Source organism: Limnobacter sp. MED105 (assembly GCF_000170915.1).
In the GTDB taxonomy this organism is placed as follows: Bacteria; Pseudomonadota; Gammaproteobacteria; order Burkholderiales; family Burkholderiaceae_B; genus Limnobacter.
The window spans coordinates 25,098-40,746 of sequence record NZ_ABCT01000003.1 but is presented as its reverse complement, the minus strand read 5'-3'; the positions used below and the strand labels follow the sequence as shown (position 1 = coordinate 40,746).

Annotated in this window: 13 protein-coding genes; 11 read left to right on the top strand and 2 right to left on the bottom strand. The window is 51.9% G+C overall.

Annotated features, from left to right (window positions below; all coding sequences use genetic code 11):
- Positions 1–80 precede the first annotated feature (80 nt).
- A complete protein-coding gene (zapE, locus tag LMED105_RS04225) occupies positions 81–1,172 on the top strand; it encodes a cell division protein ZapE (protein WP_008248481.1) in 1,092 nt (363 codons plus the stop codon).
- Between the two features lie 25 nt (positions 1,173–1,197).
- Here the strand turns inward: zapE and LMED105_RS04220 are convergent, their stop codons facing one another.
- Positions 1,198–3,561 (bottom strand): Tex family protein, encoded by a 2,364-nt coding sequence (locus LMED105_RS04220; protein WP_008248479.1) that lies wholly within the window; start codon positions 3,559–3,561, stop codon positions 1,198–1,200.
- A 12-nt stretch (positions 3,562–3,573) separates the two neighbouring features.
- Between LMED105_RS04220 and LMED105_RS04215 the strand changes: the two genes are divergently transcribed.
- From LMED105_RS04215 to LMED105_RS04205, 3 genes are all read left to right on the top strand, one after another.
- The gene (locus tag LMED105_RS04215) at positions 3,574–3,972 is read left to right on the top strand and encodes a hypothetical protein (RefSeq protein ID WP_008248477.1); all 399 of its coding nucleotides are present in this window, start codon (positions 3,574–3,576) and stop codon (positions 3,970–3,972) included.
- Between the two features lie 99 nt (positions 3,973–4,071).
- Positions 4,072–4,287 carry a YdcH family protein gene (locus LMED105_RS04210; protein WP_008248474.1) on the top strand — a complete coding sequence of 72 codons (216 nt, stop codon included), beginning with the start codon at positions 4,072–4,074 and terminating at the stop codon, positions 4,285–4,287.
- Positions 4,288–4,317: 30 nt separating this feature from the next.
- Complete coding sequence (locus LMED105_RS04205; protein ID WP_008248473.1) at positions 4,318–6,282, top strand: ATP-dependent DNA helicase; 1,965 nt, start codon at positions 4,318–4,320, stop codon at positions 6,280–6,282.
- A 57-nt stretch (positions 6,283–6,339) separates the two neighbouring features.
- Here LMED105_RS04205 and LMED105_RS04200 read toward each other — a convergent pair whose 3' ends face one another.
- Complete coding sequence (locus LMED105_RS04200) at positions 6,340–7,188, bottom strand: outer membrane protein assembly factor BamD (protein ID WP_008248472.1); 849 nt, start codon at positions 7,186–7,188, stop codon at positions 6,340–6,342.
- A 115-nt stretch (positions 7,189–7,303) separates the two neighbouring features.
- Here LMED105_RS04200 and LMED105_RS04195 point away from each other — a divergent pair, with 115 nt between their 5' ends.
- From LMED105_RS04195 to rimO, 7 genes are all read left to right on the top strand, one after another.
- Positions 7,304–8,470, top strand: coding sequence for an RluA family pseudouridine synthase (locus tag LMED105_RS04195; RefSeq protein WP_008248469.1), 1,167 nt, complete (start codon positions 7,304–7,306; stop codon positions 8,468–8,470).
- Positions 8,439–9,284: a peptidoglycan editing factor PgeF gene (gene pgeF / locus LMED105_RS04190; protein ID WP_083797088.1), complete on the top strand. Its 846-nt coding sequence runs from the start codon at positions 8,439–8,441 to the stop codon at positions 9,282–9,284. Before LMED105_RS04195 ends, pgeF begins: the two co-directional genes overlap by 32 nt.
- A gap of 427 nt (positions 9,285–9,711) precedes the next feature.
- Positions 9,712–11,451: a class I poly(R)-hydroxyalkanoic acid synthase gene (locus LMED105_RS04185; protein ID WP_156799549.1), complete on the top strand. Its 1,740-nt coding sequence runs from the start codon at positions 9,712–9,714 to the stop codon at positions 11,449–11,451.
- A 21-nt stretch (positions 11,452–11,472) separates the two neighbouring features.
- Positions 11,473–12,651 (top strand): acetyl-CoA C-acetyltransferase, encoded by a 1,179-nt coding sequence (locus LMED105_RS04180; RefSeq protein ID WP_008248463.1) that lies wholly within the window; start codon positions 11,473–11,475, stop codon positions 12,649–12,651.
- Between the two features lie 44 nt (positions 12,652–12,695).
- On the top strand, positions 12,696–13,439 hold the full coding sequence (gene phbB / locus LMED105_RS04175; protein WP_008248461.1) for an acetoacetyl-CoA reductase: 744 nt from the start codon (positions 12,696–12,698) through the stop codon (positions 13,437–13,439).
- A 206-nt stretch (positions 13,440–13,645) separates the two neighbouring features.
- The gene (phaR, locus tag LMED105_RS04165; protein WP_008248456.1) at positions 13,646–14,254 is read left to right on the top strand and encodes a polyhydroxyalkanoate synthesis repressor PhaR; all 609 of its coding nucleotides are present in this window, start codon (positions 13,646–13,648) and stop codon (positions 14,252–14,254) included.
- An 8-nt stretch (positions 14,255–14,262) separates the two neighbouring features.
- Positions 14,263–15,624 (top strand): 30S ribosomal protein S12 methylthiotransferase RimO, encoded by a 1,362-nt coding sequence (rimO, locus tag LMED105_RS04160; protein ID WP_008248454.1) that lies wholly within the window; start codon positions 14,263–14,265, stop codon positions 15,622–15,624.
- Positions 15,625–15,649 lie beyond the last annotated feature (25 nt).

Here is a 15,649-nt window from a genome sequence, read left to right as displayed (position 1 = left end):
TCCTGTTCATTGTCGATCCGAAACGGCTGGTGAATTGCTTCATCGGCCGTTTTTAATTCTATTGATTCAAATTCATCATCGTGAACGTTCAGGAATACTACAAACAAACGTTGGCCGAACGTGGCTATCAGTCGGATGCTGCACAGCAAAAGGCTGTGGACCGCATGCAGCTTTTTTATGATGAGTTTGTTGAATACAAGAAAGCACGCAGCAGCGTGATTAAAAAATTCCTGAACCGACCAGCTGTGCCCAAGGGCTTGTACCTGTGGGGTGGTGTGGGTCGCGGAAAAAGTTTTTTGATGGATTGCTTTTACAACTCGGTAACAGTACACCGCAAGGTACGTTTGCATTTTCATGAGTTCATGCGGGGTGTGCATGCTGAACTTGATGATCTCAAGGGAGTGCAGGACCCGCTGGACGAGGTGGCAGCGCGAATTGCCAAACGATACCGTTTGATTTGTTTTGATGAGTTTCATGTGTCGGACATTGCCGATGCCATGATTCTGTATCGCCTGCTCGATGGCCTGTTTGCCAACGGCGTTACTTTCCTGATGACCTCGAATTACAAGCCAGATGACTTGTACCCGGATGGTTTGCACCGTGATCGTTTATTGCCAGCCATCGCCTTGCTGAACAAGCAACTAGATGTGATTAATGTGGATGTTGGTGTTGATTACCGCCGCCGTACCCTGGAGCAACTGAACACTTACTTGATGCCGCTGGACGAAAGCGCTGACAAACAGTTAGGCGAAGATTTCAAGCGTTTGGCCGAGGTGGCCGATGAGCCTGCCGAGTTGCAAATTGAGTCTCGCGTGATCAAAGCGGTACGTCGTGCGGGTTCTGTGGTGTGGTTTGATTTCCCCACCTTGTGTGGCGGTCCGCGCTCGCAAAACGATTACCTTGAAATTGCCAGCCAGTTTCAAACAGTGATTCTCAGCGGTGTGCCAAAAATGGGTGCTGGTATGGCCTCAGAGGCACGCAGGTTCACCTGGCTGATTGATGTGCTCTACGATCACAAAGTCAAGCTGATTATGTCGGCTGCTGTGGAACCGGAAGAACTGTACACCGAAGGTGCCATGGCGCACGAGTTCTTCCGCACGGTGAGCCGCATTGTTGAGATGCAGTCCAAAGAATATCTGGATTCGCCCAAGCGAAACGCTGTAAAACTTTAAACAGCGTTCACCCTGCTTTTGAGTTTTACTTGTTACTCTTTGCCTTTGCAAATGCGGCAGCAAATGCATTGTTGGCAAAACCTGCGCCTTGTTGTGAATTTGAACCGGAGTTTCCACCGCGCCTGTCACCACGGGGATCGCCTGCACGGTTGGCTTGAACCTGTCGTCCAGCATTTTGTCCCGGTGCAGCTTTTGGCACATCATCGCCCATTTTCATGGTCAATGAAATCCGTTTGCGCGGAATGTCGACTTCAAGTACTTTCACCTTCACAATTTGACCGGTCTTCACCACAGCATGCGGGTCTTTCACAAACGTGTTGGACAAGGCAGAAACATGTACCAACCCGTCCTGATGCACGCCAATGTCGACAAAGGCACCAAAGTTTGCCACGTTGGTGACCACGCCCTCTAGTGTCATGCCAGGTTTCAAGTCAGCCATGGTGTGGACTTTGTCATCAAACTTTGCGGTCTTGAAGCTAGGGCGTGGGTCACGGCCAGGTTTTTCAAGTTCTACCAAAATATCCTGAACGGTGGGTAGACCAAAACGTTCATCGACAAATTCAGTCGGTTTCAATTCCTTCAGCACGTCCCGATTGCCCACCAAGCTACCCACGGGTTTTTTGACTTTGGCTGCCATTTTTTCGACCACCATGTAGGCCTCGGGATGCACAGAGGAAGCATCGAGGGGATTATCTGCACCATGAATTCGCAGGAAACCTGCGGCTTGCTCAAATGTTTTGTCGCCAAGCCGGGGCACTTTGCGCAAGTCTTCACGGCTTTTGAATTTGCCGTTGCTGTTTCTGAATGAAACCAATGCTTTGGCCACTGAAGCGTTTAGCCCTGATACGCGAGACAGCAGTTGTTCCGATGCAGTATTCACTTCGACACCCACTGCGTTCACGCAATCTTCAACCACCGCATCCAGCCGCCCGCTGAGTTGACGTTGATCCACATCGTGCTGATATTGGCCAACACCGATTGATTTCGGATCGATTTTAACCAGTTCAGCCAAAGGATCTTGAAGGCGGCGTGCAATGGACACTGCACCGCGAATGCTTACATCAAGATCCGGTAGTTCAGCCGATGCCAACGCGCTGGCAGAATACACCGAGGCACCTGCCTCGCTGACCATTACCCGTGTGGCTTTCAGTTCTTTGTGTTGAGCGAGCAGGTCGGCCGCCAATTGATCCGTTTCCCGGCTGGCTGTGCCGTTACCAATCGCGATCAACTCGACATTGTGCTTCATGCAAAGCGCAGCCAGCAGGGCAATGGATTCATTCCACTGTCGGCGAGGCTCATGTGGGTAGATGGTGGCGTGCTCAACCACCTGGCCTGTGCTGTCAATTACGGCCACTTTTACTCCAGTGCGAATACCAGGGTCCAGACCCATGGTGGCTTTTCCCCCTGCGGGGGCTGACAACAACAGGTCTTTCAGGTTTTTACCAAACACGGTTATGGCATCAGCCTGTGCTGCATCGCGCAGCGTACCAATCACCTCACTTTCCAGGGTGCTGGCCAGTTTGATTTTCCATGTCCAGCGGCATGTTTCACTCAGGAATTTACCGCGCGGGCTTTCATCGCGTTCAATGCCATGCAGGCGAGCAATTTCCGATTCAAAAGGATGGGGTGCACGGGGGTTCTCAGCCTCCCAAACTTCGGGCAGGTCTACCTTCAATGTCAGAAACCCTTGTTCGCGGCCACGAAGCATGGCCAACATGCGGTGCGAGGCTGTGCTGCTCAGGGGTTCCTGATGTTCAAAGTAGTCTTGGAACTTGATTGCTTCGCTGGCTTTTTCTGGCACCACCGCAGCTCGAATGGCACCCTCGGCTTTCAAACGATTTCTTAGAAGTGCCAGCAAGGCAGCGTTCTCTGAAAACTGTTCGGCCAAAATGTCGCGGGCACCATCCAGTGCTGCTTTGGTGTCGTTGATTTGATGTTCTGTGTTCAGGTAAGCCGCAGCCAATATTTCAGGCACGGCTTGTTTATTCTGGAAAATTTCATCCGCCAGTGGCTGCAGGCCTGCCTCACGCGCTATTTGTGCCCGTGTGCGGCGTTTGGGTTTGTAGGGCAGGTAGAGGTCTTCCAGCGTTTGTTTGTTCTCCGCCTTTTCAATTGCTGCTTTCAGTTCAGGGGTCAATTTGCCCTGGCTTTCAATCGATTCAAGAATACTGCTACGCCTATCTTCCAGTTCGCGCAAATACACCAGGCGCTCTTGAAGGTCACGAAGCACCGCATCGTCCAACCCACCTGTGGCCTCTTTTCGGTAACGGGCGATGAAGGGCACTGTGGCACCTTCGTCCAACAAATCGACGGCTGCCTTGATTTGTGATTGTGCGGCACCCAATTCTTGAGCCAACTGGGCGATAATTCGATTTTGAACAAGCGACATGGATTCTGATCTATGAGTTTTCAAAGTAAGCAGGGCATTGTGCCACAGCTTCGGAAGTCGATCGGGGTAAGGGTGCAAGGCCTGTTCACCCTCGTTTTGCCAGCTTTTGCCTTGGTGCTGACTGCCTGTAGCACGGTTCAGCTTCAGGCCAGCAAGCCGCAGGCGCCCAATACGCTTGAACAGGCGCGTGCCTATGTTGCTGAGCGCGAAAGGCAGCTTGAGTTTTTGGAGTACGAGTTGAACGAGCAGTCACGGGCTTGTTACAACAAGTTTTTTGTATCCAGTTGCCTGGATGATGTGCGTTTGCAAGGCGCACAAATTCGCCGCGCACATCTGGAAGTTCAAGGCAAGGCGGAAGATATGATTCGCTTGGACGAGTATGCGAATCGGCGAGCCAGAACACCAAACTAAAACGGATCGCAGAACGGGTGATCCACTTCGGGTAGATTGTTTCCAGCCATTGCTCACTTGGGGCTACAATGTTAACAATACCGAGCTGGTTCAACCTGAATGCCCATGGTCCACACAGAAGACATCGAATCGATCAAGCGACGAATCGTAGAATTGCAGGTCGAACACCGCGACCTCGATCAAATCATTGCAATGTTGACTGCACAGGCTGGTTTTGATCAGTTGCAGGTTCGAAGGCTGAAAAAGCGCAAGCTTCAAATTAAAGACTCCATTACGCTGTTGCAAATTCAGCTTGAACCCGACATTCCCGCTTAACATTCACGCCCAAATTTACCTGTACCCTGCATGTTTGATTTCTCTGAACCCTTGAATGAGGCTTTTGCCCCTGGTGGTGCTTTGGCTCGCCGACTGCCGGGGTTCAGCGCACGCGAATCGCAAATTGAAATGGCACAGGCGGTTGGCAACGCGATTGAAACTCAAAGTGCTTTGGTGGTCGAAGCGGGTACCGGTACGGGGAAAACCTTTGCCTACGTGGTGCCCGCCTTGCTCTCAGGGCGAAGGGTGTTGTTGTCCACAGCCACCAAAACTTTGCAGGATCAGCTTTTCAACAAAGACCTGCCGCTTGTTCGCGAGGCCTTGGGTGTGCCTGTCAACGTGGCTTTGCTGAAAGGTCGCCAAAACTACGTGTGCCATTTCCATCTCGAGCGCGCACTCAAAGAGGCGCGCTTGCCGTCGCCTCGTGAGGTGGATCATCTTCAAAAGGTAAAAATATTTGCGGGACGCACCCAGTCCGGCGATCGGGCCGATTGTGCAGGAGTACCTGAAGATTCAGCCGTCTGGAGTTGGGTAACCTCCAACAAAGACAATTGCCTGGGTGGCGAATGCCCCAACGCCTCAGAATGCTTTGTCAACAAAGCCCGTCGCGATGCGCTCGATGCTGAAGTGGTGGTTGTGAATCACCATTTGTTTTTGGCCGATCTTGCATTGAAAGAAGAGGGGATCGCAGAGCTGCTTCCTGCATGCGACGTGATTGTATTTGACGAAGCACACCAGTTGCCAGACATTGCAACAAGCCTGCTTGGACAAGCGATATCGACTGCCCAGTGTCAGGAATTTTTGCGCGACGTACTGATCGAGGGGCGAACTTCCAGCGCAGACGCCGGCGATTGGGATTCCGTGCTTCGCCCCATGGAGCTGGCCCTGAAGGAAATTCGTCGAATAGTGGGCACTGAGATTGATTCTGCGCGTTTTACGCATGCCCAGTTTTTGGCGTTGAATGGTGTCGCAGCGGTCTGTGCCGACTTTGAAAATCGCCTGGAAGGCTTGATTGAAATGATCAGTCCCTTGTCAGTGAGGAATGAATCCTGGGTGAAGCTAATGGGGCGCGCCAGTGAGTTGTGCCTGCGTTGGCAAGACTGGTTTTCGCCTGCAACAGCGCAGGCTGATGAGCAGTCGGTGCGCTGGGTGAGTGTTTCAACCCATGTGGTGCAGTTCTGTGATTCGCCTTTGGACGTATCAAATGCGTTTGCCAAGTTGTACGCAGAACAGCCCAAGGCATGGGTGTTCACCAGCGCTACTTTGAGCATCAAGGAAAGTTTGCAGCATTTCACCTTGCAAGTGGGGCTGGATGAATGTCAACAGTTGTTGTTGCCAAGCCCGTTCGATTATGAATCGCAAGCGCTGCTGTGTGTGCCCGACAATTTGCCTTTCCCGAACGAGCCGCAATTCAGTAAAAAATTGTGTGATGCGGTGTGGCCCTTGCTACACGCCAGTGAAGGTGGTGTTTTTTTCTTGTGTACCAGTCATCGTGCCGTGAAGCAGGTGGGTGAGTACTTGCGTGAGCGCATCGAAAAAGACGAACTGGATTGGAGTCTTTTGGTGCAGGGGGAGGCTTCCAGGGCGGAGTTGCTGGATCAGTTCAGAGTGCTGAACAATCCGGTTTTGGTGGGTGCAGCCAGTTTTTGGGAAGGCGTGGATATTCGTGGTGATGGGTTGCGTTTGGTGATAATTGACAAACTGCCGTTTGCGCCACCGGATGATCCTGTTTTTCAAGCCAAAAGCGAATTGATTAAAAACCGCGGTGGCAATGCATTTCAGGATTTGTCGCTGCCCGATGCGGCAATTGCCTTGAAGCAGGGAGCAGGCCGTCTCATACGCGATGAAACCGATTGGGGTGTGTTGCTGATCGGCGACCGCCGCTTGGTTGAAAAGGGTTACGGCAAGCTTCTGTGGCGAAGCTTGCCACCATTCAAGCGCACGCGAGAATTGAAAGTGGCAATCGAATTCATGCGCGATAAACGCCAAAAATAACTGCTAAAAACAAAAAAGGATCCATTAAGGATCCTTTTTTGTTGCCCTACTGGTGTTTTACTCTTTCCAGACCTGCCACCATTTGGCTTCTGCTTTTTCCTTTTCCGGAAGGTCCATATTCCAATAGGGGCTGTCTTTAAAGTTCAGGTTAATCACACGTTTGGTGTCAGCTGCGAGGGCAGTCATATTCAGTTTTTCGTAGCTGCGCAGGCTGATAAAGAGCGCTTCTTCAATCGACGGAGTTTGTTCAAATCGACGAACCACCTCTTGTGCCCGGTTGACTGCAGCCAGGTAAGCGCCACGCTTGTAATAGTAACGGGCTACATGCAATTCATTTTGCGCAAGCGCATTCACCAGGTATTGCAAGCGAGACTTGCTGTCTTCATAGTACTTGCTGTCAGGAAAACGGCTTACCACTTCTTTGAAGGCATCAAATGCGGCGCGGGTACCTTTAGGGTCTCGCGCACTTTGATCTTCGCCAGACAACAATGAAAAAATGCCCTTGTCTTCGTTAAAGCTGATCAAACCGCGCAAGTAATACACGTAGTCGAGATTTTGGTGGTTCGGGTACAGCTTGATGAAGCGATCGGTTGCGGCCAAAGCCTGCGCATTGTCACCAGCCTTGTAGTACGCAAAGGCCGTGTCAATTTGAGCCTGTTGCGCAAACCGCCCGTAAGGGTAGCGTGCTTCCAGCTTTTCAAGTAATTCGATACCGCGTTCGTAATTGCCAACGTCGATTTCAGCCTTGGCTTCTTCGTAAAGGCGGGCAGGGCTCCAGCCCTCGGTTTCATCAAATTGTTTTGCGGAGCCGCATGCGGCCAGCGCGAAAATCAACGCGGGGATCAGGAATAACTGCGATAATGAGCGCAGCCAAGTGGTACGCGGGGCCAGTGTGGTTTTGTTCATATGATTTCGAAACCCGAAGTGTCCCTGTTTGATCATCAATGGTTTTCCATTATATCGGGCAAAGCCCGTGCCGCCTACAGGCGGCATACTCAATTGAAAGATTCGATTCTAATTTATGACGTCCCAAATTCAAGCCGATGCGGAAAACGCACTACCCGATCAACCTTTGCAAGCCAGTGTGCCCATGGAACTGGGAGGCTCCCGCTTGGACAAAGTGATCGCCGAGTTGTTCCCGCAGTACTCGCGTTCCCGACTGCAGGGCTGGTTGAAAGAGGAAAGAGTGCTGGTCAATGGCGTGGCCGCTGCCAAAGGCAACCAAAAAGTGCAGGGTATGGACCGTATTGAGTTAAGTCCTGGGGTATTGGCCCACATGCAGGCTTTGATTCCCGAAGACATGAACCTGGACATTGTGGCCCGTACCAACGAATATACGGTGGTCAATAAGCAGGCCGGTTTGGTGGTTCATCCCGCACCGGGGCACTGGACAGGTACTTTGATGAATGGTCTCTATCACCTTGACCCGGAATTGATTCATGTGCCGCGTGCCGGCATCGTTCATCGCCTGGATGCAGATACCACCGGTTTGATGGTCGTGGCGCGCACCCAGGAAACCCAGGTCAAACTGGTCCAAATGTTGCAAGCTCGCATTGTGAAGCGGGTGTATTTGGCCATGGTGTGGGGACGAATTTCCAGCCCCTTGACAGTCAATAACCCTTTGGGTCGCGATCCGCGCAACCGTTTGCGTATGGCTGTAGTGGATCATGGCAAGCCTGCTGTAACCCACTTCACGCCCGTGGCTTTTGGTGAACTGCTTGAAGTGCCGGTGACACTAATGGTATGCCGTCTGGAAACCGGGCGTACCCATCAAATTCGTGTACACGCCCAGCATGCTGGTTTTGCTTTGGTGGCCGATCCGGTCTACAAAATAAAGGGCGCGGGCAGCCACTCCGCCTTGCGGCTTTCTTCGATTGAACTACCCAATGGGGAAAAGTTCGAGCGTCAAGCCTTGCATGCCACCCACCTAAGTTTCCCTGATCCAGCTCATTTCCACGTGCAGGGCTCCGATGAGGCCGCTGAAGATTGGGACGAAAGCCTTGGTAATCACGAATGGCCAGAGTATGTGGCCAAAGCACCAGAGGACTTGCGTTTACTGGGGGAAATGGCTGGAATTGATTTCCACAGCGATGATGTAGAAGACGCTGTGTTGGAGGAGGCCCATCAACACAAGGCTTCGGTACTGGTGCGTTTTGATGACGACGATGACCTTGAAGAAATTGAATAAGCGAATTCCTGTCTCCGGGCTCGGTCCGGATTGGTTGGGCGTCAAGGTGTTGGTCACGGAGTCAGGGTTTGATCATCCACAGTTTCACGTCGATTCCTATGGATTCAATTTGGGTGCCCACGTTGGGGACTGTTTGGCTGATGTGCGAGACCGTCGGAGTTCAACCGAGCAGGAAATGGGGGCCCCGGTTGTGTGGTTGAATCAGGTGCATGGTTGCCAGGTATTCAATGCGAATCTAGCCAGCGATGCCCATTCGTCCCGCACAGCACCGCCGGGGGCTGATGCCTCCGTAAGTGTCAGCAGCGATGTTACCTTGGCCATTATGACTGCAGACTGCTTGCCCGTTGTTTTTGTGGCATTGAGCAAATCTGGCAAGGCCTTGGGAGTTGCTGCAGCCCATGCAGGCTGGCGTGGCCTTCACGCGGGTGTTTTACAAGCCAGTGCAAGTGCATTGAGCCAGGCCTGCAAGGTTCCCCTCACTCAAATCAAGGCCTGGATGGGCCCAGCAATTGGCCCAGACTCGTTTGAAGTCGGGGCTGAGGTATTTCAGGCCTTTGCCGAGCAGAATGCGAGTTCAGTTGATTGCTTCAAGCCTTGCGCTGCCTTGACTGACAAGCCTGAAAAATACATGGCCGATCTGTATGCACTGGCGCGACTCGCACTGCGCGAATTGGGTGACGCCAATATTGAAGGCGGTGGCTACGACACCTTTACTGATCCGCGTTGGTTTTCTCATCGACGGGGGCAACAGCAGGGTGTTCAGTCCGGGCGTTTTGCAACGCTAATTCGGCTTCTTCCTGAGCACGGCGTTTAAGTCGTCTCGACTTTGTCCCCATCAAATATGCCAGCACGGCACAGGGTAGAGCCCCGTAAAAAAGGAATGTGACAATTCCAGCCACGAAGTTTGTTTCAGTGGCCGCCATCAGGGTGACCACATACATCCAGCCAATAATAACGATGTACATCTTTGTGAACTCAAGGGTGAAGCGAATACACTGGAGATGGTGCATGAAATCAGCCTCATCAGCAAACAGTAAGGGTCAGAGGCATACAATTATTTGACAAGTCAAAATGTTGCGGTGCACAATATCGCAAAGGCCGACGAGCCAAGGGAGCATACTGCCCCCACAAAGGAGAGGAAGGTGAACAAAAAAATACCAGACTTCAACGAAGTCTTTGGTCAGCTATTGCCTGTTGCAGAACAAATGCAGCAGCAAATGCAGGCGCAGTTTCAACAAGCCATGGGTGCTTTTGGTCAATTGGGTCCGTTGCCTGGTTTGCAGGCTGCTGTACCTTTGCAGAATGCAGCCATGGGCGCTATTCAGCCTTTCATGAATTCCATCATGGGAGCTTGTCAAGCGGCGCTTAGTCAAATTCCAGTTCATTCTCTTGGGCAAATTCAAACTGAATACGCTGCCGAGTTGTCGGCGTTGATGGCTTCAGCTTTTTCCAATCTACCCAATACCGATTCCAAGGCAACTCAGCCCGTTCCATTGGACAGCTGGATTCAAGGCGATAAGCGTTTTGCCGCAGCCGATTGGCATGACCACGGTGTGTACGAGTTCACTGCGGCCATGTACTCATTGAATGCGCGGTTCACCAAACGAATTGTTGAGTTGGTGCCCGACAGCAGCCCGGAGAAAAGAAAGGTGGAGTACGCAGTTGAGCAATTTGTCGACGCGCTCAGCCCATCCAATTTTTTCGTGACCAATCCCGAAGCGCAAAAAAAGCTGCTGGAAACCAAAGGTGAAAGCCTGACGCAGGCCATTCAAAACCTGATGGCAGACATGCAGAAGGGCCGCATTTCCCAAACCGACGAAAGTGCGTTTGAAGTGGGCGTGAATGTGGCCACCACCCCGGGTGATGTGGTGTTTGAATGCGAATACTTTCAGCTTTTGCAATACAAGCCCACCACCGAAAAAGTAGGCAAACAGCCCATGCTGTTTGTGCCTCCGTGTATCAACAAGTATTACATCCTCGATCTTCAGCCAAGCAACTCACTGGTGAATTTTGTGGTTGGGCAAGGCCATACCTTGTTTTTGGTATCCTGGAAAAACCCGACCGAAGCCGATGGTCATTTTACTTGGGACGGCTACGTTGAGGATGGCGTGATCAAAGCAATTGATGTGGTCAAGGCCATTTCAAAGCAGCCCAAGCTGAATGTGCTGGGGTTTTGTGTGGGTGGCACGCTTCTGGCAACAGCACTGTCAACCTTGGCCAATCGTGGTGATGACAGTGTGAACAGTGTCACTTTTTTGACCACATTGCTCGATTTCACTGACACAGGTGCACTTGGCGTGTTTGTCGATGAAGAACAGGTCAAAGCGCGCGAGGAAAGTATTGGCAAGGGTGGCGTGATGCCCGGTAAAGATTTGTCGAGCGCATTTTCCTCCCTGCGTCCGAATGATTTGATCTGGAACTATGTGGTGAACAATTACCTGAAAGGTGAAAAACCACCCGTGTTCGATTTGTTGTACTGGAACAGTGACAGCACCAATTTGCCCGGTCCCATGTTTGCCTGGTACCTGCGCAACACCTACCTTGAAAACAAGGTGTGCCAACCCGGGAAGGCCCAGGTGTGTGGCATGCCGGTTGATTTGGGTTTGATCGATGTGCCTGTTTACATTTTGGCAACTCGGGAAGACCACATTGTGCCGTGGACCAGCGCATTTCAAACTAGTCATTTGGTCAGTGGCGAATCTCGTTTCGTGTTGGGTGCCAGCGGGCACATCGCGGGTGTGATCAACCCCGCAAACAAGAACAAGCGCAATTACTGGGTGTGTGAGGGCGAAATTCCAGAAACACCTGAGCAGTGGTTCAAGAAAGCGAAAGAAGTACCAGGCAGCTGGTGGAATGATTGGGCGCAGTGGCTTGAGCCCATGAAAGGCGGCGAAGTAAAAGCGCCTGCCAAGCCCGGTAATGCGAAATACAAACCGATTGAGCCTGCACCTGGACGATACGTGAAACAGCGGGCCGTATAAAAACCTGTAAGGAGAGTTGACATGACTGAAGTGGTAATTGTTGCCGCGGGCCGAACCGCACTGGGCAAGTTTGGTGGATCACTTGCCAAAATTTCTGCGCCTGAATTGGGTGCGCACGTCATCAAGGGTTTGCTTGAAAAAACCGGCGTTAAGGGCGAGCAAATTTCCGAAGTGATTTTGGGTCAGGTACTCACAGCGGGTTCGGGGCAAAACCCCGCGCGCCAAGCGGTGATCAAGGCTGGTTTGCCAGTGGGTGTGCCTGCGCTCACGATTAATAAGGTGTGTGGTTCTGGCTTGAAGGCTGTGATGTTGGGTGCACAGGCGATTGCCTGTGGTGATGCTGAAATTGTAATTGCTGGCGGACAGGAAAACATGAGCGCTGCGCCCCATGTGATGATGGGCAGCCGCGATGGCTTCCGAATGGGTGACGCCAAGCTGGTCGACAGCATGATTGTGGATGGCCTGTGGGACGTGTACAACCAGTACCACATGGGTATTACGGCCGAGAACGTGGCTGAAAAGTACAGTATTAACCGTGCCGAGCAAGATGAGTTCGCTGTGAAAAGCCAGAACAAGGCCGAAGCTGCCATTAAAGCGGGACGTTTTAAGGATGAAATTTTTCCGCTAAGCATTCCACAGCGCAAAGGTGACCCTTTGGTGTTTGACACCGACGAGTTTCCGCGTTTAGGCGCCACCTTGGACAATATGACTGCCTTGAAACCGGCATTCAAGAAAGACGGCAGTGTGACTGCAGCCAATGCCTCTGGTTTGAACGACGGTGCGGCTGCTGTGATGTTGATGAGTGCTGCGAAAGCCAAAGAACTGGGTTTGCCCGTGTTGGCCAAAATACAGGCCTATGCCAGTGCTGGCCTTGACCCCACAATCATGGGAATGGGTCCTGTTCCTGCCTCAAAGAAGTGTCTGGAAAAAGCAGGCTGGACAGCAGCTGACCTGGACCTGATGGAGATCAACGAGGCATTTGCAGCACAAGCCTGTGCGGTGAACAAGGAAATGGGCTGGGACACCTCGAAAATCAACGTAAACGGTGGCGCGATTGCCTTGGGCCACCCGATTGGTGCCTCGGGTTGCCGTGTGCTGGTTAGCTTGATCCATGAAATGAACAAGCGTGATGCCAAGAAAGGCCTGGCCTCTTTGTGTATCGGTGGTGGCATGGGTGTGGCATTGGCCGTATCACGATAAAGCGCAAAATTTAAATTAATACAAATAAAGAAGGGATGTGAATCATGAGTGAACCAAAAGTAGCGTACGTAACAGGTGGTATGGGTGGCATTGGAACGGCCATTTGCAAGAAACTGTGTGAGCAGGGTTACCGCGTGATTGCCGGTTGTGGCCCCAATTCACCGCGAAAGGAAAAATGGTTGGGCGAAATGCGCAGCGCGGGATATGAGGTGTATGCCAGTGAAGGCAATGTGGCCGATTGGGACAGCACTGTCACAGCGTTTGAAAAGGTTCGCGCCGAACACGGTACTGTGTCAATTTTGGTGAACAACGCCGGCATTACACGCGATGGCACCTTTGTGAAAATGAGCCGCGACGATTGGTCTGCTGTGATCGACACCAACTTGAATTCGCTGTTCAACGTGACCAAGCAGGTAATTGGTGGCATGGTTGAGCAGGGCTTTGGCCGCATCATCAATATTTCTTCGGTGAACGGGCAGAAGGGGCAGTTTGGTCAAACCAACTATTCCACAGCCAAGGCCGGCTTGCGTGGTTTTACCATGGCGCTGGCTCAGGAAGTTGCCTCCAAAGGGGTTACCGTGAATACAGTGTCGCCAGGTTATATTGGCACCGACATGGTTCGCGCTATTCGTCCCGACGTGCTTGAAAAAATCGTGAACACCATTCCAGTCAAGCGTTTGGGCACGCCTGAAGAAATCGCGTCCATTTGTGCGTGGCTGGCCTCTGAGGACTCCGGTTTCTCGACAGGTGCTGACTTCTCGCTGAACGGCGGCCTGCACATGGGTTAATGCTTGGTGCATTTTCGGCAACCAAGTGCCAAAAAGGCGGTATGATGTTGCACTGCACGTTGAAAAAGCGTGCAGTGCTTTGTTTTTTGTAAGTGCTTGTTTGTGTTGGGTTGTTTGGCAACCAGCAACACCAGGGCACTGGCATCCAGACCGCCCACCCACGCAGGTGCGGCGGCGTATAACACCACAAGAAAGAGATGAGAGGCATGGCTGAAGCAACACGACTGATCAAGAAATATCCGAACCGACGCTTGTACGACACTCAAACCAGCAGTTACATCACCTTGGGCGATGTGAAGCTATTGGTGCTGGAAAACGAAGGCTTTCAAGTCGTGGATGCGAAAAGTGGCGAAGATTTAACCCGAAGTATTCTGCTCCAGATCATTCTGGAAGAAGAAACCGCGGGCGTGCCTATTTTCACTTCACCCATGCTTTCGCAGATCATTCGGTTCTATGGCAATGCGATGCAGGGCATCATGGGCACATTCCTTGAGAAGAACCTGCAGGCGTTCATGGACATTCAGAACAGTTTTCAGGATCAAGGCAAGAACGTTGCAGATGGCAGCCAGTTTGCCAATCCGGAGTTGTGGTCGCAGTTCATGAGCGTTCAAACGCCCGTCATTCAAAGCATGATGAGCAATTACATTGAACAAAGCAAAAACATGTTTGTGCAAATGCAGGATCAGTTTCAAAACCAAACCCGCAGCATGTTCACAAACTTTGGATTTCCCAACCCGGGCGAGTTTCCTGGCATGAGCGGAATGCCAGGTATGCCTGGTGCCACCAAAGCCAAGCCGGACCCTACGAAAAAATAAACGAAAAAATGCAAGACGACACCTTCTCTGCCAAGCGCCCACCGAGTGTGGGCTTTGTTTCTTTGGGTTGCCCAAAGGCCCTTGTGGATTCCGAGCGAATTCTGACCCAGCTTAAAGTAGAGGGGTACAACGTGTCCGCCTCCTATGAAGGAGCGGACCTGATTGTTGTCAACACCTGCGGGTTTATTGACAGCGCCGTACAAGAAAGCCTGGATGCAATTGGTGAAGCCATGCATGCCAATGGCAAGGTGATTGTGACTGGTTGCCTGGGCGCCAAAAACGGCAACGAAGGCAAGGACATGATTACCAAACTGCACCCCAAGGTATTGGCGGTGACTGGCCCACATGCCACAGAGGAAGTGATGCAGGCAGTGCACATTCACCTGCCCAAACCACACGACCCCTTCATTGATTTAGTACCCGACCATGGCGTGAAGTTAACCCCAAAGCACTACGCCTACCTGAAAATTTCAGAGGGCTGTAATCACCGTTGTACCTTCTGCATCATCCCAAGCATGCGAGGCGATTTGGTGTCACGCCCAATCGGTGAAGTAATTCGTGAAGCGGAAAGCCTGAAAAAAGCGGGTGTGAAGGAATTGCTGGTGGTGAGCCAAGACACATCGGCCTACGGTGTTGATTTGAAATATCGCACCGACTTTGTGAATGGTCGCCCCGTAAAAACACAGTTTCAGCAACTGGCCGAAGAGTTGGGCGAGTTGGGCATTTGGGTGCGCATGCACTACGTGTACCCATACCCCCACGTGGACCGCGTGGTGCCATTGATGGCAGAAGGCAAAATTTTGCCTTACCTGGACATTCCATTCCAGCATTCACATCCTGATGTATTGAAGCGCATGAAGCGCCCAGCCAGCGGGGAGCGCAACATCGAGCGCATTCGTGCATGGCGTGAAACTTGCCCTGACATCACCTTGCGCAGCACCTTCATTACAGGTTTCCCTGGTGAAACCGAGGATGAGTTCAAGCACTTGCTTGATTTCATCGAAGAGGCACAACTGGACCGTGTGGGCGTGTTTGCTTACTCGCCTGTCGATGGCGCGGTGGCAAACGCTTTGGACAACCCCGTGCCTGAAGAAGTGAAAGAAGAGCGCCGTGCGCGTTTGATGGAATTGCAGGAGAAGATTTCGCTGAGCCGCAACGAGGCCAAGTTGGGCAAGGTGATGCAAGTGTTGGTCGATGAAACCGACGAAGAGGGCATTGTGGCGCGCAGCAAAGCCGATGCCCCTGAAATTGATGGCAATGTGTTTATACCCATGCCAGAAGACAAGGCGCGGCAACCCAAGCCGGGCGACTTTATTAATGTGCTGATCGATGACTGTGATGAACACGACCTTTGGGGCCGGATTGTTTAAATGAGTCGTTTAATAACAAGGAGAT